The organism is Staphylococcus cohnii subsp. cohnii (genome assembly GCF_002902365.1).
Lineage (GTDB): Bacteria > Bacillota > Bacilli > Staphylococcales > Staphylococcaceae > Staphylococcus > Staphylococcus cohnii.
On the sequence record NZ_PPQC01000014.1, the window covers coordinates 138,495 to 163,286 of the forward strand.

Genomic DNA, 24,792 nt, shown 5'->3' on the forward strand with positions numbered 1-24,792 from the left:
TTAGAACATCAATATTATTGATTAAAAAAGGCTCTGGGACATAAAGTTCTTAGACAAGCGAAAAAAAGGCAATTTCTATTGAAATAATATAGAAATTGCCTTTTTCATTATTGTTTTGATTATAGTTAGTTTGTTGAACTACTACTTCCTTATATTAAGTGCTACTAATACAAAACCAGGTTCGCATTTGTCTTGTTTGTTTTCCTAACCTATACTACATTTTTCGTGTTCAATAATATTACGTATTTCAGCGAGACGCTTGAGGAAAAAGGATAAGTTGAAGCTGTCCCCTAAGAAAGCGAGCCAATAATATGAAATATTGCATAAAAAAGAGACACTCAGATGAATTGAATTAAATCATCTGAGTGGCCTTTTTCTGGGATTATGTCTCAAAGGTTCTTTGTTTACGCTTAAGTGCATCATTGTTCTAAGCATTTATACCTACTTTAAGACGATTAATCCATTAACTTAATCTTCATTCAAATCATGAACTACATAGGCATTTTGTTCACTTAAAATCTTGAAGCGATGTCGACCATCTAAAAAATCTTACAATAGCCCTTTAACTCTTACATCAGTGACGATCAAATAAACTTTGCCGTCATCCATATCACTTTTAAATGTTGCGATTTCACTTTCATCTACACCTAAATCAATCAACTTTCTTTTCAAAGCTTCTCTTTCAGAATCATTTTCTTTTTTAATATCTATACCTAAAATATTTGTATCTTCTACAATTTTTTCTGTTCGAGATTTATCTAAGGATAATACATAAATGTCCTGATTACCTATACCTTTGTCTTGTAATGCAGTAACATCTACTTCTAACTCACCATCATTCTTATAAGCTTTAACTACTGGTTTCATAAGAAAGTCCCCCTCCTCTTAAAATATCCGTCATCGTTATTCACGAATACGCATCAATCATTACGCTTTAGACTGAATCATTAAATGATCGAAACGTTCCTTTGTCATATAAAAATACGTATGTTCTAAAATTTTATCAAATAAGTCTTCTCTTTCATCGTCTTCTGTTAAGCTAAAGTTAGTCTCAACATCTTCTTGATCTGCTTCATCGACAAAAATAACTTGTTCACTTTTTACATCTAACGTCTTACGATTATAAATGAGCTCTAAATGATTATTTTTGCGGTGAATTGCTTCAATGTTGTCAATTTTATATGCGCTCTGAATAAAATCTATCACTCGCTTCTCTCTATAACGCTTATGCTTTTGAGCTTTAAAATCTTTAGCAAAATTTTGCTTCACTAGTAAATAAATAATAATGACTATAGCTAGAATTAACAGAAAAATTAACGTACTCATCTGAATGTCCCCCTTATCACAAACACCTTAGTTGTGTTATTACGATATTATGCATAATTTTCCCATTCTGTATATTCTTAAACATGACAAATGCTTTTATCACAACCACCAAAGCTTTTCACTATATAAACATTTAAAGACGAAAGCGTGTTAAAAAATATGAAACCCCTCAGTAATTTGACTACCGGAGGGGGTTCATATTTCCACTTATTGTTGATGATAACGAATTTGCAATTTTTTAATTTTAGATGACACTGCTTCAAAGGGTCCTTCAACATGAGCATCTCTAATTACACTTTCAATAGGTAAATTTTTAAAAGGTGCGGGCGCAACATTCATAGCTTCCAACCATTGACTCAATTGTTTCGAGGAACTCGCATATACAATTTTATCTAGCCCAACGAGTGCATGTGCCGTCGCGCACATTGGACAATGTTCGCCTGATGTGAAAACAATAGTATGTTTTCTTTCGTCAGGAGTAAGATGAGTTGCTGCCCATTTTGCAATAGCAATTTCAGGGTGTGCAGTCGCATCACCACTGCTGATTCTATTATAATCTTCAAATAAAATATTACCCTCAATATCCACTAAAAGTGAGCCAAAAGGTTCATTACCATTGTTTAGTGCTTTCTCAGCAAGTTCGACTGCTCTGTTTAAATATTGTTCATAATTCAATCAAATAACTCCCTTCATCATCACATGTATGAATCAATAAATGATTTATAGATTAGCATTTAGCTTAACAAATTATTCGATTTTATCTAGTTTTTCGCTTGCATAATTATTGTAATTGAGCGATTGAATCATAACTGAAATTACTAATAAACTTCCCATAGTATCAGTAAAATAATGTGCGCCCACATAAATACGGGATACTATAATTGAAGCTACTAAAATAATTGCTATACAATATAATGTTTTATTCCTTTTTATTAATAAAATTAGACTTACTAATATGCATACACTTAAAACATGCATGCTAGGAAAACTATATCCGTCAAAATGTGTGGATGGCCTCGCCCGTTGAATGACATATTTCATAAATGTACCTATTAAAAATACTGAAAAACACCAAAAGCCATACCACAAAAACTTAAATTTATGATAGAAAAACAAACCAGTTAAAACACATAATGTTAAAATCAAACAAATTTTAGGATCAAAAATAGTTGAAATGAAATATAGATATTGTTTTATAACATCTATATTTAAATATATATGTAACATGTTATAGATAGCTTGGTCTATAGGTTTTGCTATACCTATTGCAATACTAATCAAAATAGCAATAAGTAAAATAACTGGCAGTGTAATTTTTAAAATACGAGTCATTTTAAAGTTTCCTTTCTGTCGTTGTTAATTCTTCTAGCCACTGCTAAAAGTGCGCCAAAAGCTATACTGATACTCAACATAGAAGAACCACCATAACTCAATAAGGGCAGAGTCACACCAGTTAATGGAATAATACTAGATACACCTGCTAAATTAATGAAAACTTGCATAAATATGTAACTGACTACACCAACACAAATCAATTTATAAAATTGATTGTCCGTTTTATTCGCATAAATGAGTCCTTTTATTAAGATATAACCATAAATTGCGAGCGTAAATAGCACACCTAGTAGCCCTAATTCTTCTGAAATAACGGTAAATATAAAATCAGTGTGCGGTTCTGGTAAATAACCTAACTTGGCTAAACCATTTCCTAAACCTTTACCAGTCAGGCCGCCATTACCAATCGAGGTTAACGCGCTCGTTAACTGATAACCATCATTATCTTCATATTTAAATGGATCTAGCATCACTTTTATCCTTTTTAGCCTATATAAATTTTTAGAATCAAAAATCAATGTATAAGTACCATAAATAACTAATGGCACAAGCGTAATTCCCATAATTTGAAATTTGATTTTATTTTTTATATCGGAATATATTAATATACAGCCAATTATGGCTACTGTCAGTAATGTTCCGCCCAAATCACCTTGCATCAACACAAGCAGCAAACCAATACCTAATATGGCTAATGGTGCTAGCATATGTTTTAATTGGTAATCTTTATAGCAACTCACACACTGATTAATAATATAAGAAAGATAAAAAATCGAAGTTAACTTCAGAAATTCCGAGGATTGTAAACTAAATATTCCTAAATTAATCCAGTTTCTCGAACCATTAATTTCTTTACCTATTAAAATCGTAATTAATAATAAGCATAAGGTGCCGAAAACCATCAATTTTTGTACATGCGTGTTTTTAAAGAAGTTTATATTTATGCATAATGCAATAAATATCACTGCTAAAACACCCGCAATTAAAAAGAGGAACTGCCTTTTCATAAAATAATTACTTTCAATTGGAACGCCACCAGTTAAGGCACCTTTAGATGCTGATACCATACTCGCACTATATATCATGATGATACCTAAAACACCTAATATAATAAAACTAAATAGCATCCCGTAATCTAGACCTTTTAACCGTCTCTGAATTACTTTCATATTTTTCTTCATCTCTGCACCTCATTATAAACGTCCACCACCTAGTAAACCAAATATAGCAAGCATCCTCAATCAGACTTTAGGCTTACCTAATTTAATATGTAATTAATATATTATGTAATTATGTTTAAATATTTTATTCATGCATAAATCGAACAAATATTATGCTTAAAAAGTAACTATTAATTATCTGTAATTTTAAATATGACAAAATAACTTAATGCCATTTAATTGAAAGGAATTTGTCTATTATGCTAAACTCAATTACAGATTTTATAAGTCTGTAATAACTTTAAAAATACAAAACGAAAATCTATTCTAAAAGGATGATGAGCTTGAATCAATCTCAGTTTAATCAAATAGCACAAAATTATGATAATAAAGAAAGAATTAATTTAGCTAAAACAATCTCTTCCGAATTAAATTCACTGCTCAAAAAAGGTACATATGATTCGTTATTAGATTACGGTGGCGGCACTGGACTTGTCGCATTCGATATCGCACATCATTTCAATCACATCACTATTTTAGATGCATCACCTAAAATGATTGAGATATGCAATGCAAAAATTAAATCATTAAATAAAACAAACATTCAAGCCATTGAAGGCGATTTACTAGCTCCAAACAAAACAGGACTGCACCAATCATATGATGTGATATTACTTTCACTTGTATTACTTCATAGTGGAAACTATATGGCGTTACTACAACAATTAGCTACTCAATTAAAGCGTAATAGCATACTGATCATAGTAGACTTCGACAAAAATGAGAATGTTAATCATCCGAATATATATAATGGATTCGAACAGAAGGATATCCACAAAGCATTACGTAAAATAGGACTTTCAAATATAAATAGCCACACTTTTTATCAAGGTAAAAATATATTTATGAACAAAGATGCGAGTCTATTTTTAGCATCTGGGCAATTCACATAAATTCTCCGAAATGTATAATTATTCAAAACAAAATGAATAACTTTTGCATAGTTATTCAAAAATACGACTTGCTCTTTTAATTAACTAAACAACAAAAAAACTACTGTTTTCTAACACTTTACGTGTGAAACAGTAGTTTTTGATTAAGTATATTTTATTAAAAAATATGTTTATTAACTAAAGAATCCAGCGATGAAGTCTGCACCTTTAGCTACTACATCTGCAATGCTAGTTCCCATATTTACCCAGTCGTGATCTAAACCTGATTTTACTGCATTTGAAATTGCTTCTACGATACCTGACATAATGTAAGCACTCCTTTAAATTGATTTAATTAGTTATTTAAAAATTACGCGAAAGTGTCAACTAAAGTTTTGATTAATTTAATAATACCACCGATAATATCTGCAATCATCATGTCAATACACCCCTTTACTTGTTTGTGTAATTACATTGTATGCTAATTAATAATTAAAATGTTAAATTTTTCTCAATTCGTATAGTTAAGTTCTTAACTGTCTTAAATTAATAAAAAAAGTACAGTTAGGCAAAATATATATGTATATCGATATCACTTTTAGAGATATCAACCATCTCATTTTGTAATTTTACACTTAAGCTAGTTGCTATTAAACTTGAAAGAAATACTTGGCAAGTTATTAAATTTGTTTCAACTAAGGAGAGATGGAAATGGGAAAACATTACGATGTCATCGTTGTCGGAGCCGGTTCTATGGGTATGTCAGCTGGATACTATTTAGCAAAAAGTGGGTGGAAAACTTTAATGATAGATGCTTTTGACCCACCACATGAAAATGGTAGTCATAGTGGTGACACAAGATTAATAAGACATGCTTGTGGAGAAGGTTTAGCGTATGTACCGATTGCTTTGAGAGCACAAGAACTTTGGAATGAACTTCAAAAACAAACAAATGAACGTATATTTTTAAATACTGGTGTCATTACTTTTGGTCCAAGTGATTCATTGTTTGTACAAACTGCAATCAATGGTGCTCAGCAATATAATCTAAATACTGAAACATTATCAGCTAAACAAATTAATGACACTTGGCCAGGTATTACAATACCTGATGGCCAAATTGGTTGTTATGAACCTGACGCAGGAGTGCTATTTTCTCAAAACTGTATTCGCGCATTTAAACGACTTGCTTTAAATCAGGGTGCTGAATTAAAAATCAATGCCCCAGTCATGAATATTGATATTTTTAATGACTCAGTTGAAGTTCAAACCAATTCTGAAACATTCACAGCAAATAAATTAATTATCACTGGTGGTGCTTGGAATAAAAAAATTTTAGACAATTTAGATTTAAAACTTCAACTCCAACCTTCTAGACAAACGATTGCGTGGTTTGATTCCAATGATATTTTATATAAGTCAGATGGGTTCCCGGGCTTTTTTGCTGACGTCCCAAGTGGTGTTTATTATGGCTTCCCTTCTATTGACGGAACTGGTTTGAAAATTGGACGTTACGATAATGGCGACCCTATCGATCCAGCTTATTACAATAAATCATTTGGATCTTATGACAAAGACGAAAGCGATATTAGTGGTTTTTTAAACCGATACATGCAACAAGCGAACGGCAATGTCAATGTTGGTAAAACGTGTATGTTTACAAATACATTAGACGAGCATTTTGTGATAGACAAACATCCCGAACATGAACATATTGTCATTGCTGCTGGTTTTTCAGGACATGGCTATAAATTTTCAAGTGCAGTCGGAGAAATATTATATGAATTAACCACTAAAGGTAAATCCAAACAGGATATATCACTGTTTAAAATAACACGTCCAAGTTTACAACCTGAAAATAAAGAAAAAGTTTTCAATAAAGCTAGGGGGGGCTGAACATGACACAATCAAATTTAGAATTCTTACAATCTCTCATCAATGTCGATAGCACCAACCCCCCCGCTAACGAAAATAACGTTGTACAACTTTTTAAACAGCGGTGTGCATCTCGAAGTATTCCTTGTAACATTACAAATTTAAGTGATAATAGAAGCAATTTTTCAGTAACTTTAAAATCCAACCAGCCAAACGCTAGCAAACTCATATTATCTGGTCATACCGACACTGTAAAAATAGGTGCACAAAAATGGGATTATGACCCTTTTAAAGGTGATATTGATCATGGAAAATTATATGGAAGAGGAACAACAGATATGAAAAGTGGTTTAGCCGCTTTATATCTTGCATTGGAATCTTTAATTGAGGAAAAATGTGAATTAAAAAAAGATATCGAATTTTTAGCAACCGCAGGAGAGGAAGTAGATTCAATAGGTGCGGAACATTATGTCAAAAACACAAATATGGATAATGTCGCTGCTATCATCATAGCTGAACCCACGACTGAGAAAGTTGCTATTGGGCATAAAGGCGCATTATGGATAGAAGTTACTTTAACTGGAAAAACTGCACACGGCGCGATGCCAGAACAAGGCATTAATGCAGTTGAAGGAATAAACAAAGTCATTCAATTGATAAATGATTTAAAAGAAGAATGGTCAGAAGAAACTGCAGCATTAGGCAAAAGTAGTATCTCTGCAAATATGGTCAATGGTGGCATTCAAACGAACGTGATACCTGATAAATGTGTATTAAATGTTGATATACGAACAGTGACACCCAATATTCATGACAAGCTGTATAAGCAATTTAATCAACGTTTAAACCAGCTATTTTCTGATAGGAACGCTCCAAAAGTAAGCACCAAAATATTGCTTGATCGCGCTACGATTCTAACTGATGAGAATACTGAAATTATTCAAAAAGCCTTAGATACTTCTAAAGAAAGTGAATTTACTGGAATGGCTTATTACACCGATGGCTCTGTGCTAAACCCTCATGGGAGCATTCCTACATTAATTTATGGACCTGGAATAGAAACATTAGCACATCAACCCAACGAATATGTAGAAATAGAAGCATTTGAACGATCTATAGACTTTTTCAAAACTTTGATCAAAAAATATGCGACATGATAAGACTGCCGTCATAGCGACGGCAGTGCTTTTTTTCAACATAAAAGAAATGGTTTCATGTATAATAGCCTCAAACGAAAAATCGGGTGATATTATGGAAATCAAAGATTTTAAAATTTTTCAAAGTGTTAGTCAACATCAAAGCATCAGTAAGGCTGCTAAGTCACTTAATTATGTCCAATCTCATGTTACATTCCGCATAAAACAGTTAGAACAAGAACTCAACACACAACTGTTTTTACGTCATAATAAAGGTACAACCTTGACGACAGATGGTGAAAAATTCCAAACGTATGTTGAAAAAATTTTAGCTACATTAAATGAAATAGAACGTGATTTTGACAAACAAGCATCATCTAACGGGAAAATTGATATCGGGATTGTCGAAACAATTACTAAATTACCTATGCTATTATCAATGTTTCGGAAAAAATCGCCACACATTTCTCTATCATTACATACAGATGTTACTGCTAATATTTCTAAAAAAATAGTCAATCAAAACTTGGATTGTGGATTTGTCACAGGCTTCAAACATCATCATAATATAAATAAAGTGGAATTATTTAAAGAAAAACTTGTGTTAATATCCAGTACAGAGATGACGCAATTAGAAGATATCACATCCGCTGTATTTTTGATGTTTAAAAATGGATGTAATTATAGAAGAAATCTTGAAGCCTGGTTAAAATCCGAAAATATTAAAAAGCCGTTACTTGTAGAATTTGGTACGATGGAAACAATTATTGGTAGTGTTAAATCTGGTATCGGTATCAGCTTAGTTCCAAAATCATCCGTACAAAATGATTTAGAAAACGGGTCATTATATAGTTATCAATTGCCTGATAACTATAGTAATATCTCAACAGATTTTATTTGGAATAAAAATTATCATTTAAGCCCTGCTATGACTCATTTTATTCAAACTATCAAATCTGCCGCACTTGAATACTAAAACCAAACAATAGTGTATATTTTTTTGTATTATAATATGCCAATGTTAATGATAAACGCTTCATATTGTATAAAGTGTATACGCGTTATGACATTGATTGAAGCACTTGACTTTTTTCTTCTTCGGTTAAAAAAGCATATTGAACTGCACGCTTATTAATGTATTGAATCTGTTTTACATTTATTAACTGATGTTTTAATAACAATGTATATTCTTCATTTAATGAAGTCTGTGTCACCATACGATTATCTGTATTGATGATAAAGGGTATATCGTTTTTTAATAAGTAGGGGATGTTTATTTGTGACAATGTCTCTATAGCTTTGGTTTGCAAATTACTTTTAGGACATATTTCTAACAATACATCTTTCGCTTTAACTTCCTTTAATACAGTTTCATCTAAGTTGGCAGCAACACCATGACCAATACGCTTAGCCCCTATTTTTATCGTTTCTAAAACGTTATGTATACAACCACACTCACCTGCATGGAGTGTTAAATTCATACCTTTTTCTAATCCGTATTGAATCGTATCTTGAATTTCATATGGCGGAAATCCTACTTCAGGCCCCGCAAAATCTATCCCACATACTTTGTCGCTATTATATATAGACACATCATCAAATAATTGTTTATTCACAGACGATGCATGCTGCCTCATTGCGCAAATGAGTATATTCACTTTCATATGCAATGTGTCTTGTATGATATTAACCCCTGCTTCTACCGCTTTTAATACATCTAAAAGCGTCATACCTTGTTCCATATGTAGCAACGGTGCAAAGCGAATCTCCATATATTTAACATTATCCTCATAAGCTTGTTGCGCAACGTCTATAACTGCACGCTTTAGACTATCTGCCGTTTGTAATACTTTTAATACTTCATCAAAACACTTCAAATACGCTTCTAAACTTTCACAATCTTCTTGTACCGTAAGACAATCCTCGTTTAAATGTATGCGTTGTTCTTGTGCCAGTTGTCGAATTAAATGTTTGCTGACTGAACCATCTAAATGACAATGTAATTCTATTTTAGGAATATCCTTTATACTTTGATCCATTTTGGTAAATGCCCCTACCTTTTTATTGTATTCACTACGTTTAAAACGCCAATAAGATAAATTTGATTTACTTAATATAACACTTTAATTTTCACTTTACTATAAAATATGTAAGTATCATTGATACTGTTTGCTTATCTACAAAACACTATATAATAACGATTTTTAAATAGAAATACGCTTATTAAATATAAAAACAGGGTGAAATCAAACGTGTCATTTGATTTCGTAGCCCTGTTTATCGATGCATATATAATTTATAATTGATGATAATGGCCTAGTATTATGAGTGATACACCTATACCAATAAAACATATTACCATAATTGTGACCATCACTTTCAATTCTACAAAAAAATGTTTTCTATTTTGACCTAAACGCACAAGCAACAATCCGCACGATACTACTAAAATAAATATAATAAATAATATTATGGCAATGATATTTAATATCTCCATTCGATTGCCCCTTCAATTTTTTATTATTAAAGTTAAATGTCCTCGATATACTGATGTTTTTGTAAATAATCCATAATTTTGGATACTGATGCTTCCACAGAAAGTGTTTCTGTATCTAATGTAATCTCTGGTTGTGTAGGAGCTTCATATGGCGCATTTACGCCAGTAAATTCTGCGATTTCACCACTTCTTACTTTTTTATATAAACCTTTCGGGTCTCTATTTTCACATTCTGATAGACTACATTGCGTATAAACTTCTATAAAATCATCTGTCTCTAATAAATGGCGTACTGCTTCTCTATCTGATTTATAAGGAGAGATGAAAGCCGTGACTGTTATCAAACCTGCATCTACCATCAATTTACTAACTTCACCTATACGTCTTATATTTTCTTTACGATCTTCAGGTGAAAATCCTAGATTTCGATTCAATCCATGTCTGACATTATCTCCATCTAAACGATATGTATGGATTTGGTGATTAAACAATGCTTTTTCAAGTTCTACAGATATCGTTGATTTTCCTGAGCCAGAAAGTCCTGTAAACCAAATAACTGCACTCTTATGTTGATTACGCTGTAATCTTTCATCCTTAGTAACCTCTGAAGCATGCCATGTTATATTTTTAGATTCTCCCATTACTACATCTACACTCCTTTATTTCTGTTCTTTCAATCCATTTATAAGGACTTGAGCTACTTCTGGTCTCGAAAATTCTTTCGGTAGCGATTCTCCATTTTTCAATTTTTCACGAACTTTTGTACCACTTAAATGTAAATGTTCTGAAGCATCATGTGGGCACGTTTTTGCTGTAGCCATATTTTCACACGTTTTACAATAAAAGGCGTGTTCGAATTTTAATATTTGTATGCCCAATTCTGCTTCGTATTTAGAAATCAGTTCTTGCGCTTCATAGGTGCCGTAATAATCGCCTACGCCTGCATGATCACGTCCAACAATAAAATGTGTACATCCATAGTTTTTACGTACTGTAGCATGTAATATTGCTTCTCTAGGTCCTGCATATCTCATTGCAGCAGGATAAATAACCAAACGCGTTCTATTTTCCGGGTAATAATTTTCTAATATAACTTTGTAACTGTCCATACGCACTGATGCGGGAATGTCGTCAGCTTTTGTTTCACCTACTAAAGGATTCAACAACAAGCCATCCACTGCTTCTAGGGCTGCCTTTTGAATATATTCATGTGCGCGATGCACTGGATTTCTAGTTTGAAAACCTACCACAGTTTGCCATCCTAAGTCTGTAAAGAGTTGTCTTGTTTCTTTAGGGTCTAAATGATAATCTACAAATTCGTCGTGTTTAGGTCTATTTAATAAATAAATTGGACCTGCGAGATACACATCTCCTTTTTCATAGACCTTTTTGACACCAGGATGATCAACATCTGTAGTTCCGTATACAAGTTGCGCTTCTTTTTGTTTGTCATACGTATACTTTTCTTCTAAGTCAATCACACCATATAAAACACCATCTTCACCATACAAAGCAACACGAGAACCAACATTCAAATTTTGAGATTGTTCTGTTGTCACAGGTAATGTGATTGGGATACTCCAAACCAAGCCATTTTCTAAATGTACGTCTTCTACAACTTTAGAATAATCAGATTCATTCATAAATCCCGTCAATGGACTAAAGCCACCGATCGCAATCAATTCCAAATCTGATAAACTCCAAGGATTTAATGTGATAGATGCAAGTGTTTCAGCTTCTTTAAGCAATTGTTCTCGCGCTGCACCGTGGACCTCTCTATTGATAAGTGAACCACCATGAGGTTGGATGGTAGATTGTGCTTTTTCGTTTATTAATGACATGTTGTCACACTCCTTAATGAATTAATCTAATTTATTTACATTGGTTTCATCTTTAAAAGTTGCAAACGGTAATTTATTATTTTGATATAAAGCATACAGAATTAATCCAAACCAAATCACTATCAATGCAATTTTTATTGTGATTGATAAAGCATGATTGATTTCAACAACACTAATCAGCGAATTTGTATTTGTAAAAATAATCAATCCACTCACACAAACAGCTAAAATATTCATCGGTAATAGTCTAACTAACCATGCTGCAAATGGTGCTGCAATCATGCCACCGACACTTAATGACACGACAAGCCACCAATTAATTTGGCTCCAGCCCAGAAAAATAATAAAGCTTAGAGACGCTGACACCGTTACGAAAAACTCACTTGCGGACACCGTACCAATCGCATATCTAGGTTCTAATTTCTTTTGCGCAAGTATTAATGGCGTATTGACTGGTCCCCAGCCTCCACCACCAATTGAATCTAAAAATCCTGCCACTGCACCTTGTGGTATTAATACAAGACGAGAGGTTTTTTCATTCGCTTTCGATAATGGTTTTTCTTTGGTAAATAAAAATTGGTATAAAATATAGAGCCCCATTGATAACAAGAAAATAGCGATAAATGGTTTAATAAAATCACTGTGTATATGACTCAATATAGCAGCACCAATAAATGCTGTTATCGCTCCAGGAATCGCTAATTTGATCATCGTAGGTTTATGTACGTTTTCAAACTTCCAGTGCGACGTTCCTGAAGCAGCTGTAGTAGCAATTTCTGAAAAATGAATTGTAGCTGATACGATTGCTGGCGCCACACCAAATGTCAATAATATCGAAGAAGACGATGCGCCAAACCCCATGCCTAATGAACCATCAATTAACTGAGCGAGAAAACCAGCAAGTGCAAAAACAAATAATTTATACATATGATGTCTCCTTTCCTTTCAATTTATTCCAGCGCTGATAACCACTTTCTAACTTCATTTTGCTTACTTATTTTTAAATATTTTTCATTTAAGATTTGCTTCAAAAATCGTTCTTTTTCCTCTGGTGAAAGTGAACTACGTTTAACTTGTTGTCTGCATTCATATAGAAAATCAACATAATCACCATATGCACTATTAAAATGTTGTTGTAACTCAGCTAAAATTTGGCTTGTCAGTTTAGGACTGGCACCTTGAGTTGAAACACTGATCATTAACTTTCCACGTCGTAATATACTTGGAATGAATACATCGCCAGCTAACGCTTGACCTGCCATATTAATTAATGCCTTGTCTGGCTTGGCTTGTAATATAGATTGATTTACGGCTGTATCGTTCGTCGCAGCAATAATTAGATACGCATCTTGCACATCACTGCTTTCAAATGTTTTATTCCGCCATTGAATAACTTGTTTATCAACGAGATGTTCCAAGCTATTTGTTAGCGTGGGGCTAATAATTTGAATTTGTTTTGTATATGTCTTTAAAACATTGATACGTCTTTCAGCTATTTTTCCGCCACCTATAACAACGATTTGTTTTTGTGAAATATCAACCACTAAAGGGATGTAAGACATGATGTCACTCCTCAGATAAGTACTTTCAACTTTGATAAAAATGACTAAACTGTATCAAACGTCTCTTCAACGCGTTCTTTTAATGCAATTTGCAATTGCTCATGATGGCTTAGATGCGCTGCTAAAATAATGTCACTTTTTAATTGGTATGCATGCACAACATCAGCGATATGTTGGTCTAAAATACCTGTAAACCAGATGTACGGTAAAATAAATATTTGCGAATGACCTGCGTTTACTAAACGGTCCAATGCATCTTCAAATAACGGTTCACAAGCTGCCAAATAACACACTTCTATGCTTTGAGAGGGAAACATTTCTGATAATTGTGACTTTATTATCGAAAAATCTTGCTTCGTTTGTGGATTATAACTACCTCTACCAATAACTAATAATTTAGCATCAGCATTAGGTGTGATTTTACGCTCTTCCAAACGTTGTTTGAGAATTTCAGTTAATCGTTTTTGTACACCCAAAGGCTTGCCGTAATTGATCTTTATGTTGGGAAATTGAGTTTTAATATGTTCAATTTCTACAGGTATATCTTTGTAGTAATGACCTGCGCTGAGCAGTAATACAGGAATCACGGAAATTTCAGTTGCACCTTGATGCACTAATTTCCTAAATCCTTCAAATATATCTGGGTCTGCAAGTTCTAAAAAGCATGTTTCTTGTAAAGGAATATTAACTTTTGCTTGAACACGCTCAATCAATGACGTTGCTTCTTCAACTGCTTCTGCTACACGGCTACCATGACTAACATATAAGACACCTTGCATATAATTATCCCTCCAGCCACTATTATGTGAGTTGTGTTAATAATTCATTTTTATATGTTTCTTCAAACCAACTAATGCGGTTACGCAATTTCACGACCTCACCCACAATAATCATCGCTGGGTTTTCAATATCTTTTGCACCGTGGACAATGGTGTCTAATGTGCCAACAACTGTTTTTTGTAATTTAGAAGTACCCATATGTACAAGCGCTACTGGCGTATTTTTATTACGCCCATTTTTAGTTAGCAACTCAACAATTTCAGGCAGCTTTTTAACGCCCATATAGATACATAACGTTTCCGGCCCTAACGCTAGATGTCTCCAATATTCATCCTTGTCAATTTCCTTGTTAATAACACCCGTAACAAATGCAACAGAAGAGCTGTAATCTCGATGTGTTACAGGGATACCTGCGTATGCAGGTGCTGCAATACCTGCAGTTATACCTGGTACGATTTCAAATGAAATATTATTGGCTGCTAATACTTCTGCTTCCTCGCCACCTCTGCCGTAAACGAAAGGATCTCCACCTTTCAAACGTGTAATCGTGTGACCTTCTTGAGCCAAATCAACGAGTAGTTGGTTGGTATCTAATTGCGAAACAGATTTATGGTTAGGATTTTTACCACAATATATTAACTGAGCAGTTATAGATGCGTACTCCAATAACTCAGGGTTAACTAAACGGTCATATAAAATAATGTCAGCTGTTTCAATCGATTTTTTACCTTTAACTGTAATTAAATCAGGATCACCAGGTCCTGCACCTACTAAAAAAACTTTTCCCATCCTAACACCACCTTTTTAATTGATTAACTATGGAATAATTGACCATCTGTGACTGCTTCCACAATTCCTGCTCTAACTACAAAATTACCAAAGCGCTCACCAGCTGTTCTTTCTTGTGCATATTGCAATAAAATAGGTCTCAAACTTTCTAATATTTCTGCTTCATCAATATTTTCTTTATATAATTTATTTAAACGATCACCAGCGAAACCACCACCCAGGTACATATTGTACTTACCTGGTGCTTTACCAATAAATGCAATTTCAGCTAATGCCGGACGTGCACAACCGTTAGGGCAGCCCGTCATTCTAATAGTTATTTCTTCTTCATTTAAGCCCGCTTCATCTAACAAGGCTTCTATTTTGGTAATTAATGAAGGTAAATACCGTTCAGATTCTGCCATTGCTAAGCCACAAGTAGGAAAAGCGACACAAGCCATGGAATTTTTCCGCAATCCAGTATAATGTTCACCATCTGTTAAGCCATATTGTTTTATGAGTGCTTCAATTTCTGGTTTTTTCTCGGTCTCAACATTCGCAATTACTAAATTTTGGTTAGGTGAAAGTCTAAAATCTCCAGTATGCACTTCAGCAATCGCTCTTAACGCTGTTTTCAATTTATATTCTTCCGTATCTTTAACACGTCCATTTTGAATAAATAAAGTGAAATGATGCTTACCACTGCCTTCAGTCCAACCATATCGATCGCCATTATCTTCAAAGTGAAATGCACGTTTGGACTCTAATTCCCAACCTAAACGACGATTCAGTTCATCCGTGATCCATGCTACCCCTTTGCGATCCACAGTATATTTAAAACGTGCATTCATTCTATCTTCACGATTTCCATAATCTCTCTGAATCGTAAGTATTTTTTCACAAACATCAATGACTTGTGATTTTGGGAAATAGCCAATCAACCGTCCAACTTGTGGGTACGTCGCAGTATTTCCATGTTTCATACCCATGCCGCCACCAACTGTGAGATTAAATCCGACTAATTCACCGTCTTCAATGATTGAAATTAATCCGATATCTTGTGAAAACACATCGATATCATTAGAAGGCGGGACTGCAATACCAATTTTAAATTTACGTGGTAAATAAGTTTTGCCATACATTGGTTCTGGTTCTTGATCACTCGTATCTAACACTTTCTCTCCGTCTAACCAAATTTCGTGATAAGCCTGTGTTTTAGGTGAAAGATGACGGCTAATATCACTTGCAATTTGATTAATTTCTGCATGCACATCAGATTGATAAGGATTAGGGTTACACATCACATTACGGTTAACATCTCCACATGCTGCCAGCGTGTCTAGTAAAGATTGGTTTATATCAAACATCGTTTGTTTTAAATTTCTTTTTAAAATCCCATGGAATTGAAACGCTTGTCTCGTCGTTAATTTAATCGTTTGATTTGCATATTGATTCGCGATATCATCCATCGCAATCCATTGCTCTGGAGTCGAAGCACCGCCCGGAGCACGCACTCTTATCATGAAACTGTATGCAGGCTCTAACTTCTGTCTACGGCGTTCATCGCGAAGATCTCTATCATCCTGCATATAACTCCCATGAAACTTTAATAATTTAGTATCTTCTTCTGAAATGGCACCTGTAATTCTATCTGCTAACCCCTCGACAATTGTTCCGCGAAGGTAGTTACTATCAGCTTTGATACGTTCCATTTCATCAAGTTTTTGAGAAAAATTTAAATTTGACTCTGTCACGTGATCAGCTCCTTTTCTAATAAACGTCTCTTTGATATCGTTTGTCTTTTTTCATTTGTGTCAAATAAGTCTCAGCTTCTTCATCTGACATATTACCTTCTTTAACTAAGACTTGATGTATCGCTTTATGTACATCTTTAGCCATATTTTGTTCATCACCACATACATATAAAGATGCACCGTTTTTTAACCACTCATAAAAAGTTTCACTTTGTTCCACAATCTTATGTTGAACATAAACTTTTTCATCTGTATCTCTGGAAAACGCTAAGTCCAACTTACTCAGCACACCTTCTTTAAGCCAATCTTGCCATTCTGTTTGATATAAAAAGTCTGTTGTAAAATGTTGTTCTCCAAAGAACAACCATGTTTGTCCTGACAGATCTAACTCTTCACGTGCTTGTAAATAAGATCTAAAAGGTGCGACACCTGTTCCAGGACCAATCATGATTACGGGTGTAGCTTCATCAAATGGAAATTTAAAATTCGGGTTTTTCTTTAGATATACAGATATAGACGTGCCAGGTTCCATGCGTTCAGCTAATTGAACTGAACAAACACCTTGACGGTCACGTTGGTGTGCTTGATATCTTACAGCGCCTACAGTGATATGAACTTCATCAGGATTTGCTTCATAACTGCTCGCTATAGAATATTCTCTAGGTGGTAATTTTCTTAAAAATTGATATAGCACTTCAGGCGCCAAGTTTACTGGTTTAAAGTCTTGAATTAAATCAATTAAATCTCGACCATAAACATAAGATTTAACCCACGCTTGATCTAAGACCTTTTCTGCCAACGCTTCATTTCCAAACAACTCAGCGGCTTTTTGTAGTAGTGGTTTAGTTAATTTAGTGATTTCAAAATGATGTTGTAGTGCATCCTTTAATGAAAGCACATCGCCTTTGTCGTTGATTGGTATTTCTGTTTGGGCATCCCAATCTAATTTATCCAATAAGACTTCTACTAATTTTTCATCATTTTCTGGAATCACCATCAAACAATCACCTGGCTCATAATCTTCACCATAATCTTCAAATTGTAATTCGATATGTCTAACCTCTTTATTAGAGCCTCTACCATTCAAGTTAATATTTTCTAGTATTTCAGCTTCATAAGGTTGTGTTTTTGAATATCGTTTTTCATTTGTCAATTGCACTGCGTTCGTTGTTGTCACCTTTTCTTCACTCAATGAAGCTTCGCTTAACTGTTCAATAATTTGATCCATCCAAGATTCAGCCATATCATCAAAATCCAAGTCACAATCTCGTCTATCTACTAAGCGAGAAGCTCCTAAATCTTCTAAACGTGCATCAAAGTCTTTACCTGTTTGACAGAAGAATTCATATGATGCGTCCCCGAGTGATAAAACTGAAAAACGTACACCTTCCAACTTAGGTGCTTTTCTACCATGTAAAAATTCGTGAAAGCTAATGGCATTATCAGGCGGATTTCCTTCACCATGAGTAGAAGAAATAATAAATAAATCTTCTACTTTTTTTAGATCTTTTGTTTTATAATCACCCATTGCACTCAATTTCACATTGAAATTGAGCTCGACAAGACGATCCGCTAACTTTTCAGCCAATCCTTGTGCATTACCAGTTTCTGAACCATACAATACAGTGATATGTCTCTCACTCTCACTATTTGAAGTGGTTTCTTTATTTAATACAAACTGAGCTACTTCCGATGGTGTTTCTTGTTTTGTAGTAACACTTTGTAAATTTGCAGTTAAATAACCGCTTAACCAAACTTGCTGTTCAATCGTAAGATTTTGAATAATTTGGTTTAGTTGTGTGGCTTGATTTTCATCAAATGGACTATTTATTACGGATAAGTTCACAACCATTTCACCTCATTTTAATTTTTTATTTAAAAATCATTTTGTTTAAACTTACTCAATAATTGGCGCCATACTTTTTTAGAAAAATTTTTTACCATTACCTAAGATTATTTTGTTTAATCACCTTTTAGATATATCTATCCGATTGGAATACTAGGATTTAATGCCAAAAAAATTTATTCTTATAAAGATGTATGGTCTGTGGTATGAAGGCCGCATTCTGTTTTGTTTGAATTGGTCCATCTTCCTGCTCTTGAATCTCCTGATCCTTCAACAGCTGTCGTACACGGTATACATCCTATACTTGGATAGTTAAAATCATGTAATTCATTATAATGCAATTTATATTTTTTAATATATTGCCATACATCATCCCATGTCCAATGTATCAATGGACATATTTTAACTGATTGGAAGCGTTCGTCTTTATTTATAAACTGTGTATTTTGACGGCTTGGCGATTGCGCTCTACGTAACCCAGAAATCCAAGCAGTAGCACCAGACAAGACATCTTCCAATGGTTTGATTTTTCTAATATAACAACATTGGTTTGGATTGTTTTTCCAAAGTGCAGGGTTATGTTGTGATGCTTGCTCTTCCAAAGTTAAATCCGGTTTTTTAAGTTTAATATGTAGTTCTGGGTAGCGTTTTTGAACACGATCAATTAAATCATATGTTTCTTGAAAGTGAAGGTCTGTATCTAAAAATACAATTTGTGCATCCTTCTTAACACTATATATCAAATCAATTAAAATCATGCCTTCCGCGCCAAAACTACAAGCATAAATAACCGAATCTCCATAGGTTTGATAAGCCCATGCGACGATTTCGCGTGCACCTTTTGTTTCATCATCAATATCTATTGACTCAAAGACGTTTGCGTTAAAATGTTCATATGTGACTTTTGGTTCAAACATTAATCTATTCGCCCCCTCATAACGTACATGAATACATTATAATTAGATTTATTATAAATTTAGAATTATTTGAAAATAATTATGATTTACACTTTACTCATTGTAAATTTTTATGTCAAGTGTATATTTGAACACACGAATTAGGTATATTTTTTATTAAATTTGTATACAAAGTGCATAGTTATAGCGTTTTAAGCACTTTTAATTTTAATTTTTAATTTTTTTATAACAACCTTGTTATATTGAATTCCCGCCTTTTCTACCACCCTTTCACATTTTTCTGAATTTTTTAGATTTTTCACTTTTGATTGTATTTTAAAAGCTACCTTTTATAAAAAGATGGTTCAGAACGTAGACAAACCCTTTGCATTAATTTGCGAAGGGTTTGCCTCGTTGATTTGAGAAAAATAGTCTCTGAATTAGTAATATTTTAGTGTTATATTGGCATTGATTTATGCCGACTCCTGCGGGAAGCGCATTAGCCGAAGACTACAGGCTAAGGCAGTGCCGACGGAAAACGTGCACAAAAAACTGCCAACAAAGTCAGAGACTTTGTCGACAGTATGAGTCACCTTTTATAAAAAGGTGACTTTCTCATTTCAATTTTTAGAAAATCAAATCAATGGTTAATTAAAATATAATAATATGCAATGTTAAAATGGATGGTTGTGCTTCGTTTCAGTAAATTAAACGAAAGCGTTAAGAAAATCAATCCTATTTTATTAATGCATATATTTTATAAAGTAAAGGTCTTATTGGTTTAATAAAATCTCCAATATACTCTTCTATATGCGCGTTGAAGCCTGCTTTGAATTTTTGTACACCAGCATCTTCAGCATTTTTACTGAAATCTCCAGTTATGCCATAAAAGTTATAACGATGGATATTGTGCGCTTTCGCAAACTTGATCATTTCCCATTGCAACCTGTAGGCACCCATATATGTATTGTATTTAGGGTTGGAGCCGCTTGAAAGATAATAAACTTCATGATTGTTGTAAATATAAAGTGCAGCTGCTAAATCCAATATGGTTCCATCCGTTTTGATTAACGTTTCTGTTTCGGTTACTTTTCTTTGTTGTGCTTTTACTTGTTGTAATACTTGATCGTACTTATTTTTACTTTTTTTCGAGTTAGGATTGCTTTCTAAGCTTTCTTTCGTATTTTCTAAGTCCTTATTCAACTTTTCTAATTGCTTATTTTGCTTTACTAATAATTCTGACAAATCGATATATGCTAATTTTAACATGCTATTATCATGATAAATATTTTGCATTTCTTCAAAATATTGCTGATCTCTAAACTTAAATCCGTGTTTTTCTTCAGCCATTTTAAACAATTTAAAAAATCTATTTGTCTCCTCAATAGGCAGTGTACGCACTCGCACATCCATCTCGTATGTTTTCTTAATATTTCTGCGTGTTTGATAATCCATTTCTTTAAGTAGGTCATCTTCTGTTTTATCCTTTAAATCAAGAACAGATAACCAACGAATTTGACTTATTTGAGAATACCCTATTATATAACCTTGATGTTTATAACCGATATCTTCCATAGTTTTAATAAGTGGTTTATTGTTATTGCTTTCTAATATTTCGCCTTGAGCATTTCTTATATTTTCTAATATGTATGGATCAGTTAAAACATATAATCCACGATGCTTTTTCAAATACTTCGTTAAATTTTTATAGAAAAATCTTACTAACTGATAATCGGAAAAGTCTAAAACAGGGCCACGATGTGTATAAAAATATTTAAAAAATTTAAAGGAACGTGCTTCAGTTAAAAGGCATGCTGCTATAACATTATCTTCGTTATCTTTAACACCTACAATATGCACATCATTTTTATGTTGGTTTCTGTAATGAAAATGGTTAGCACTTTGTGTGTAATGCGCCGCATAGTTATGAATAAAGTTTTCAAATTCATCAATGTTTAAGTGAGTGAAATACATTGTAAACCTACTTTCTGTTTAAATTTATAATGCATTGAACAATATATATCATAAAAAAACCAAGCACTAGAAAGGCTTGGTTAAATAATTTTCAACGGAGGGAGAAGGATTCGAACCAACGCAAGCAAGATGCTTCTAATTAATATTAACTATTAATTTCCCTTAAGCCAGACTTGGGTATCCCTCCAAAATTTTAATTCTTCTATTATATTGTACTACTTATTTATAAAAATTAAAAGAGTTGTTCAAAATATATAAGCGTTGTTTTGGTAATTTTCTTCAACTGGAACAACCTATTCAAAAATATATACATATTTTGATAATGAAGAAACTATAAAATTAAAAGGCTTGTTTCCTAAACGTTTTAGGAAACAAGCCTTTGGAATATGATACTAAACCAAAATACAACTTTTGGGATTCAGTAGATAAATAAAATACTATGTCTATTTCATAATATTTTTTGAATCTATATAAAATGTGTAAACCAAGTTAAATTACACTGAAAAACTCAATCTTGGGATAAATGTTTCAAAATGAATATGCTCCATTGGTACTTCTAATTTTTGTAATTCTTGAATCATAGCTTTTAAGAATGAATTACCACCACATACATAAACTTCTGTTTCACCATCAAGGTATTGTTTTAATTGTTCAGCGTCTATAAATCCGTCTTGATCACGGAAATGTTTATCAAATTGCGCTACTGAAGATTGTGCTGTGATTGCTTCTAACTTTTCTTCAAATGCTACATTTTGAGCATCAGATGTGGATTGAAGGAATGTTGAAGTTAAACCAGCATCAACCGCTTCTTTATACATTGAAACGAGAGGTGTAACACCTACGCCAGAACCTAAGAATAATTGTTTATTATCTTTGTTTGCCAATCCGAATCCACCTACTGGTGCAGATAGCAATAGCGTGTCTCCAACGCTCACTTCATCGTGTAACACTGTAGATACTTCACCTTCATGCTCTTCCGTAACGTCTCTACGTACACCGAATGTTAAGAAATCCTTGTCACCATCTACAATAGAATAATGTCTTTTAGCTCTGTATGGCAACTTCTCACTAGATATGTCTACTGTAATATATTGTCCAGGTACAAATTGACTTAAATCAATGTCGTCTGAAGTTACTGTGAATGATTTAATTATTTCAGTTTCATCAGTGATATTTGTTACGGTAAATGGTTTAAAACCATCCCAAGCCATTTTACTGTATACTTCTTTTTCTAAGCCGATAAATGCATCAGCGATTTCTCCATATGCTTTAATCCAAGTTTGGATAATAGGATCTTCTTCTTTTAAACCAGTCACTTGTTGAATTGCCCAAATTAAATTTTCACCAACGATTGGATAATGCTCAGCTTTTACTTGTAAAGCACAATGCTTGTACACCACAGGCATAATTGCGGGAACAATTGGTGATAAATCCTCTATATTTTCTGCCGCAGCTAACACTGCCATCGCCAATGCAGAAGATTGTAATCCTCTTTTTTGGTTCGTTTGATTAAATATATTTTTCAATTCAGGATGTTGTTCAAATAATCTTTTATAGAAAGTTGATGTTATTGTCTGTCCTTTATCTTTTAATAATGGCACCGTTTCTCTTATAGTTTGTATCTCTTCTTGATTTAACATAAAACCCCTCCTAGTTATTCCTTCACCTCCATTATTGTACGCCATTCGTTTACTTACAAGAGAATGTGTTTTATTTCACATAATTTTCACATTCAATATTCATTAATTTGTAACTATTTTATGATTACAAATTTTTCAAAAGATAACATATAGGAAAACATCGATAACTTTTACTCTTAATATAATTTAAAATAAACTATATTTTTTACAATTGATTTTAACAAAAATTAAAAACCACATGCACCTTGCTGTTAAATGGCTTGGCTTGTGGTTTTAACTCTTTTATTTACTCTTATTAATTTGTTTTAAAAATGCTTTACACTTATTAATTAGCAAATGAAAATTTTATTTTAATTATATTTCTCATTCAATTGGTGTATCAACCTTCTGAACTCAGTTTCAGATTTAAATTCAAAAGTGATATAACCTTTTTTATTTTTGTTAGAAATCGTCACTGCTGAACCATATTGTTCTTTTAGTTGTCGCTCTTGCTGTTGAATAAACTTTGGTTTTTTAGTTGCTTGTTGTTTATCTGTACTCTTTTGTTTATCTTCATTGTTTTCATTTACATACTGTTCTAATGTGCGTACACTCCAAGACTCCTGGAAGGCTTGCTCAGCTATGCTTTTCATCTTTTGTTTATCTTTTATCCCTAATAACGTGCGTCCATGTGCACCCGATAATTTATTATCTTTAACCATTTGAGTAATTTCCTTAGGCAATTGTAATAAACGCAACATGTTGGCAATATAAGGCCTAGATTTACTTAATCGCTGGGCAACTTCTTGCTGAGTCAGCTCTAAATCATCCATTAGCTTACGATAACTTTCTGCTTCCTCAATTGCATTTAAATCTTCACGCTGCAAATTTTCAATCACAGCGAGTTCCATCATGTCTTCATCAGATAGCACTTTAACAATAGCTGGTATAGTCGTTGAACCTGCTAGCTTTGAAGCGCGATAACGTCGTTCTCCTACTACAATGTTATAACCAGATATTGTTTTTCGTAACACGATAGGCTGTAAAATACCATGAAGTTTTATCGACTCAGCTAAATCTTCTAAACGTTCTTGATCAAATGTTTTTCTGGGTTGATAAGGATTAGGTTTAATGCTGTTAATTGCAATTTCTTTTACGTGTGCATTGTGATCTACTTTGAGTCGTTCATCTATAGAATCATTCATTTTTTACACCTACTTTTTTAAATAAAATAATTTTTTAGTTAGACATAGTATATCATCACAGTAACAATGAAAAATATTATTTTAAATTATCGGTTAAATCAAAATTTTCAGATAAGTTGTTGACAAAAGCTATTTTAATGTGTAATCTAAGTGATAACAAATTCGAAATAGCAACACACAGTAATAAGGAAAGTAGAACTTACACTGCTGACACAGAGAGTCTTCACTTGCTGAAAGAAGACACAGAAAGAAAGTTTGAAAATGACCTTTGAGTGTTGATGCCAAT

At 33.2% G+C, this 24,792-nt stretch carries 24 protein-coding genes, 1 tRNA gene and 1 other annotated feature (1 of these 26 cut by a window edge); of the genes, 4 read left to right on the plus strand and 21 right to left on the minus strand.

The features are described from left to right. Window positions 1-549 precede the first annotated feature (549 nt). The 5 genes from CD032_RS02865 to CD032_RS02885 all read right to left on the minus strand — a co-directional run bounded on the left by CD032_RS02865 (window position 550) and on the right by CD032_RS02885 (window position 3,842). Window positions 550-867: a general stress protein gene (locus CD032_RS02865; RefSeq protein ID WP_019469826.1), complete on the minus strand. Its 318-nt coding sequence runs from the start codon at window positions 865-867 to the stop codon at window positions 550-552. A 60-nt stretch (window positions 868-927) separates the two neighbouring features. Continuing rightward, window positions 928-1,326, minus strand: coding sequence for a hypothetical protein (locus CD032_RS02870; protein ID WP_019469825.1), 399 nt, complete (start codon window positions 1,324-1,326; stop codon window positions 928-930). A gap of 207 nt (window positions 1,327-1,533) precedes the next feature. Further along, window positions 1,534-2,001 carry a nucleoside deaminase gene (locus tag CD032_RS02875; protein ID WP_019469824.1) on the minus strand — a complete coding sequence of 156 codons (468 nt, stop codon included), beginning with the start codon at window positions 1,999-2,001 and terminating at the stop codon, window positions 1,534-1,536. 72 nt (window positions 2,002-2,073) lie between these two features. Beyond that, window positions 2,074-2,658 (minus strand): phosphatase PAP2 family protein, encoded by a 585-nt coding sequence (locus CD032_RS02880; RefSeq protein WP_019469823.1) that lies wholly within the window; start codon window positions 2,656-2,658, stop codon window positions 2,074-2,076. After that, window positions 2,655-3,842 carry an FtsW/RodA/SpoVE family cell cycle protein gene (locus CD032_RS02885; protein WP_103211158.1) on the minus strand — a complete coding sequence of 396 codons (1,188 nt, stop codon included), beginning with the start codon at window positions 3,840-3,842 and terminating at the stop codon, window positions 2,655-2,657. Before CD032_RS02885 ends, CD032_RS02880 begins: the two co-directional genes overlap by 4 nt. A 323-nt stretch (window positions 3,843-4,165) precedes the next feature. On the opposite strand from CD032_RS02885, the gene CD032_RS02890 reads away from it, so the two are divergent. Further along, window positions 4,166-4,774 carry a class I SAM-dependent methyltransferase gene (locus CD032_RS02890; protein WP_040030366.1) on the plus strand — a complete coding sequence of 203 codons (609 nt, stop codon included), beginning with the start codon at window positions 4,166-4,168 and terminating at the stop codon, window positions 4,772-4,774. Window positions 4,775-4,947: 173 nt separating this feature from the next. Here CD032_RS02890 and CD032_RS02895 read toward each other — a convergent pair whose 3' ends face one another. Then, entirely contained in the window at window positions 4,948-5,079 is a 132-nt protein-coding gene (locus CD032_RS02895; protein ID WP_019469819.1) for a beta-class phenol-soluble modulin, read from the minus strand. A 385-nt stretch (window positions 5,080-5,464) separates the two neighbouring features. On the opposite strand from CD032_RS02895, the gene solA reads away from it, so the two are divergent. From solA to CD032_RS02910, 3 genes are all read left to right on the plus strand, one after another. Next, window positions 5,465-6,649, plus strand: coding sequence for an N-methyl-L-tryptophan oxidase (gene solA / locus CD032_RS02900; protein WP_040030367.1), 1,185 nt, complete (start codon window positions 5,465-5,467; stop codon window positions 6,647-6,649). 2 nt (window positions 6,650-6,651) lie between these two features. Then, complete coding sequence (locus tag CD032_RS02905) at window positions 6,652-7,785, plus strand: M20 family metallopeptidase (protein ID WP_040030368.1); 1,134 nt, start codon at window positions 6,652-6,654, stop codon at window positions 7,783-7,785. A gap of 94 nt (window positions 7,786-7,879) precedes the next feature. Then, a complete protein-coding gene (locus CD032_RS02910) occupies window positions 7,880-8,740 on the plus strand; it encodes a LysR family transcriptional regulator (RefSeq protein ID WP_019469816.1) in 861 nt (286 codons plus the stop codon). A gap of 85 nt (window positions 8,741-8,825) precedes the next feature. Here CD032_RS02910 and add read toward each other — a convergent pair whose 3' ends face one another. From add to CD032_RS02980, 15 genes are all read right to left on the minus strand, one after another. After that, window positions 8,826-9,803, minus strand: a complete 978-nt coding sequence (gene add / locus CD032_RS02915) for an adenosine deaminase (protein WP_019469815.1) — start codon at window positions 9,801-9,803, stop codon at window positions 8,826-8,828. Between the two features lie 257 nt (window positions 9,804-10,060). Next, window positions 10,061-10,261 carry a hypothetical protein gene (locus CD032_RS02920; RefSeq protein WP_019469814.1) on the minus strand — a complete coding sequence of 67 codons (201 nt, stop codon included), beginning with the start codon at window positions 10,259-10,261 and terminating at the stop codon, window positions 10,061-10,063. Window positions 10,262-10,293: 32 nt separating this feature from the next. Beyond that, complete coding sequence (gene cysC, locus CD032_RS02925; protein ID WP_019469813.1) at window positions 10,294-10,902, minus strand: adenylyl-sulfate kinase; 609 nt, start codon at window positions 10,900-10,902, stop codon at window positions 10,294-10,296. A gap of 18 nt (window positions 10,903-10,920) precedes the next feature. Beyond that, the gene (sat, locus tag CD032_RS02930) at window positions 10,921-12,102 is read right to left on the minus strand and encodes a sulfate adenylyltransferase (protein ID WP_019469812.1); all 1,182 of its coding nucleotides are present in this window, start codon (window positions 12,100-12,102) and stop codon (window positions 10,921-10,923) included. Between the two features lie 21 nt (window positions 12,103-12,123). Next, window positions 12,124-13,029: a sulfite exporter TauE/SafE family protein gene (locus tag CD032_RS02935; protein ID WP_019469811.1), complete on the minus strand. Its 906-nt coding sequence runs from the start codon at window positions 13,027-13,029 to the stop codon at window positions 12,124-12,126. A gap of 23 nt (window positions 13,030-13,052) precedes the next feature. Next, window positions 13,053-13,664: an NAD(P)-binding protein gene (locus CD032_RS02940; RefSeq protein WP_019469810.1), complete on the minus strand. Its 612-nt coding sequence runs from the start codon at window positions 13,662-13,664 to the stop codon at window positions 13,053-13,055. 44 nt (window positions 13,665-13,708) lie between these two features. Then, the gene (locus CD032_RS02945) at window positions 13,709-14,443 is read right to left on the minus strand and encodes a sirohydrochlorin chelatase (RefSeq protein ID WP_019469809.1); all 735 of its coding nucleotides are present in this window, start codon (window positions 14,441-14,443) and stop codon (window positions 13,709-13,711) included. Between the two features lie 22 nt (window positions 14,444-14,465). After that, window positions 14,466-15,233, minus strand: a complete 768-nt coding sequence (gene cobA, locus CD032_RS02950) for a uroporphyrinogen-III C-methyltransferase (protein ID WP_040030371.1) — start codon at window positions 15,231-15,233, stop codon at window positions 14,466-14,468. Between the two features lie 23 nt (window positions 15,234-15,256). Further along, window positions 15,257-16,966: an NADPH-dependent assimilatory sulfite reductase hemoprotein subunit gene (locus CD032_RS02955; protein ID WP_019469807.1), complete on the minus strand. Its 1,710-nt coding sequence runs from the start codon at window positions 16,964-16,966 to the stop codon at window positions 15,257-15,259. Between the two features lie 16 nt (window positions 16,967-16,982). Next, entirely contained in the window at window positions 16,983-18,812 is a 1,830-nt protein-coding gene (locus CD032_RS02960) for an assimilatory sulfite reductase (NADPH) flavoprotein subunit (RefSeq protein WP_162496146.1), read from the minus strand. A gap of 182 nt (window positions 18,813-18,994) precedes the next feature. Further along, a complete protein-coding gene (locus tag CD032_RS02965) occupies window positions 18,995-19,729 on the minus strand; it encodes a phosphoadenylyl-sulfate reductase (RefSeq protein ID WP_019469805.1) in 735 nt (244 codons plus the stop codon). Window positions 19,730-20,443: 714 nt separating this feature from the next. Continuing rightward, on the minus strand, window positions 20,444-21,682 hold the full coding sequence (locus CD032_RS02970) for an aminoacyltransferase (protein WP_019469804.1): 1,239 nt from the start codon (window positions 21,680-21,682) through the stop codon (window positions 20,444-20,446). 95 nt (window positions 21,683-21,777) lie between these two features. Next, window positions 21,778-21,869, minus strand: a tRNA-OTHER gene (locus CD032_RS13050). Window positions 21,870-22,176: 307 nt separating this feature from the next. After that, the gene (locus tag CD032_RS02975; RefSeq protein ID WP_019469803.1) at window positions 22,177-23,322 is read right to left on the minus strand and encodes a globin domain-containing protein; all 1,146 of its coding nucleotides are present in this window, start codon (window positions 23,320-23,322) and stop codon (window positions 22,177-22,179) included. A gap of 350 nt (window positions 23,323-23,672) precedes the next feature. Beyond that, window positions 23,673-24,506 (minus strand): ParB/RepB/Spo0J family partition protein, encoded by an 834-nt coding sequence (locus CD032_RS02980; RefSeq protein ID WP_019469802.1) that lies wholly within the window; start codon window positions 24,504-24,506, stop codon window positions 23,673-23,675. Between the two features lie 171 nt (window positions 24,507-24,677). Further along, window positions 24,678-24,792: a binding site (T-box leader), on the plus strand (it continues 259 nt past the right edge of the window).

Bases quoted from the DNA above. Each gene is read 5' to 3' on its own strand.
- CD032_RS02865 (WP_019469826.1), bottom strand. From the start codon at position 867: ATGAAACCAGTAGTTAAAGCTTATAAGAATGATGGTGAGTTAGAAGTA.
- CD032_RS02870 (WP_019469825.1), bottom strand. From the start codon at position 1,326: ATGAGTACGTTAATTTTTCTGTTAATTCTAGCTATAGTCATTATTATT.
- CD032_RS02880 (WP_019469823.1), bottom strand. From the start codon at position 2,658: ATGACTCGTATTTTAAAAATTACACTGCCAGTTATTTTACTTATTGCT.
- CD032_RS02885 (WP_103211158.1), bottom strand. From the start codon at position 3,842: ATGAAGAAAAATATGAAAGTAATTCAGAGACGGTTAAAAGGTCTAGAT.
- CD032_RS02895 (WP_019469819.1), bottom strand. From the start codon at position 5,079: ATGTCAGGTATCGTAGAAGCAATTTCAAATGCAGTAAAATCAGGTTTA.
- solA (WP_040030367.1), top strand. From the start codon at position 5,465: ATGGGAAAACATTACGATGTCATCGTTGTCGGAGCCGGTTCTATGGGT.
- CD032_RS02905 (WP_040030368.1), top strand. From the start codon at position 6,652: ATGACACAATCAAATTTAGAATTCTTACAATCTCTCATCAATGTCGAT.
- CD032_RS02910 (WP_019469816.1), top strand. From the start codon at position 7,880: ATGGAAATCAAAGATTTTAAAATTTTTCAAAGTGTTAGTCAACATCAA.
- add (WP_019469815.1), bottom strand. From the start codon at position 9,803: ATGGATCAAAGTATAAAGGATATTCCTAAAATAGAATTACATTGTCAT.
- CD032_RS02920 (WP_019469814.1), bottom strand. From the start codon at position 10,261: ATGGAGATATTAAATATCATTGCCATAATATTATTTATTATATTTATT.
- cysC (WP_019469813.1), bottom strand. From the start codon at position 10,902: ATGGGAGAATCTAAAAATATAACATGGCATGCTTCAGAGGTTACTAAG.
- sat (WP_019469812.1), bottom strand. From the start codon at position 12,102: ATGTCATTAATAAACGAAAAAGCACAATCTACCATCCAACCTCATGGT.
- CD032_RS02935 (WP_019469811.1), bottom strand. From the start codon at position 13,029: ATGTATAAATTATTTGTTTTTGCACTTGCTGGTTTTCTCGCTCAGTTA.
- CD032_RS02940 (WP_019469810.1), bottom strand. From the start codon at position 13,664: ATGTCTTACATCCCTTTAGTGGTTGATATTTCACAAAAACAAATCGTT.
- CD032_RS02945 (WP_019469809.1), bottom strand. From the start codon at position 14,443: ATGCAAGGTGTCTTATATGTTAGTCATGGTAGCCGTGTAGCAGAAGCA.
- cobA (WP_040030371.1), bottom strand. From the start codon at position 15,233: ATGGGAAAAGTTTTTTTAGTAGGTGCAGGACCTGGTGATCCTGATTTA.
- CD032_RS02965 (WP_019469805.1), bottom strand. From the start codon at position 19,729: ATGTTTGAACCAAAAGTCACATATGAACATTTTAACGCAAACGTCTTT.
- CD032_RS02970 (WP_019469804.1), bottom strand. From the start codon at position 21,682: ATGTATTTCACTCACTTAAACATTGATGAATTTGAAAACTTTATTCAT.
- CD032_RS02975 (WP_019469803.1), bottom strand. From the start codon at position 23,322: ATGTTAAATCAAGAAGAGATACAAACTATAAGAGAAACGGTGCCATTA.
- CD032_RS02980 (WP_019469802.1), bottom strand. From the start codon at position 24,506: ATGAATGATTCTATAGATGAACGACTCAAAGTAGATCACAATGCACAC.